The organism is Aerococcus sp. L_32, assembly GCF_050689315.1.
The window spans coordinates 1-1,192 of record NZ_JBOEQF010000541.1; the positions used below are offsets into that span (position 1 = coordinate 1).

The 1,192-nt window shown below is 37.2% G+C and carries 3 protein-coding genes; all 3 read right to left on the reverse strand.

The features are described 5' to 3' along the window. The coding region (locus ACRCJ0_RS14610) for a DAK2 domain-containing protein (RefSeq protein ID WP_431390932.1) at nucleotides 1-273 on the reverse strand (273 nt) is incomplete at its 3' end. Nucleotides 274-338: 65 nt separating this feature from the next. Continuing rightward, complete coding sequence (locus ACRCJ0_RS14615; RefSeq protein WP_003143306.1) at nucleotides 339-704, reverse strand: Asp23/Gls24 family envelope stress response protein; 366 nt, start codon at nucleotides 702-704, stop codon at nucleotides 339-341. 220 nt (nucleotides 705-924) lie between these two features. After that, entirely contained in the window at nucleotides 925-1,116 is a 192-nt protein-coding gene (gene rpmB, locus ACRCJ0_RS14620; RefSeq protein WP_016896758.1) for a 50S ribosomal protein L28, read from the reverse strand. Nucleotides 1,117-1,192: the final 76 nt, after the last annotated feature.

Here is a 1,192-nt window from a genome sequence, read left to right on the forward strand (position 1 = left end):
GGTTGTTTTACCTTCGATTGCTTTAGCGAAACCACGGAATAATTGGGATAAGATAACGCCTGAGTTACCGCGTGCCCCCATCAATAATCCCTTAGCTAAATCTTCTCCAACCTCACCAACGGTATCGGAATGTTGTTTAATTACTCGTTCGATACCTGATGTGTATGTTAAATTCATATTTGTTCCGGTATCACCATCTGGCACCGGGAAAACATTTAATGAATTCACGTATTCAGCATTCTCTGAAAGTCGGTTACCCCCAACTTCAAGCATAGATATGAACGCTTCAACGTCTAATACTGTTCTTTTCACCTAAAAATCCTCCTTGATTACCGCAACTAGTCTTCAATCACACGGACGCCTTGTACGTACACATTCACTACGTTTGCAGCAATACCTAATTGACGACCTAATTCGTATTTCACAGAACTTTGTACATTGCGACAAATTTCAGAAATTTTCGTACCGTAGTTGACGATAATGTATACATCCACTACTACTAAATCGTTGTTATCTACTGAAACAAGTACCCCTTTGGTATAGTTTTCTTGTTTAAGAATTTCTTGGATACCATCACGGATTTGATGCTTGCTTGCCATACCAACGACACCGTAGTTTTGTGTTGTTGCCATACCTACGACTGTTGCGATAGATTCATTTGTAATATCAATTTCACCGAAGTCTGTTTGCATTTTTAATGCCATAAAAAATGTCCTCCTTTTGAAGGGTTGTCTTGCTAGATTAATCTAGAACTTTATCGTCCTAAACAAATATAACTTCATTTATAACACTCATTTTACCACATACTAGGCTATTATACCTAAATATTTGACAAGTCGCAAACCCTTATAAAAGACACAAAAAAAGCCGTGGTCTTCCCTCACTGGAAAACTACGACCTTATTTGATTATAATCATAAATGGATTACGCGCGGGTAACTAAACCAGCTTTGATTGCGTGTGCAGAAACCCATACACGCTTTTTGTTACCATTTTCGTCGATGATACGAACTTTTTGTAAGTTTGCTTTAAATGTACGTTTTGTAGCATTCAATGCGTGTGAGCGGTTGTTACCTGAAGTCGCTTTACGTCCTGTGTAATAACATTCTTTAGCCATTGTCATAATCCTCCTCTACAAATTTTCATACCATAACATATTACTATACTTAACGTCATAAATCAAACTTATTTAT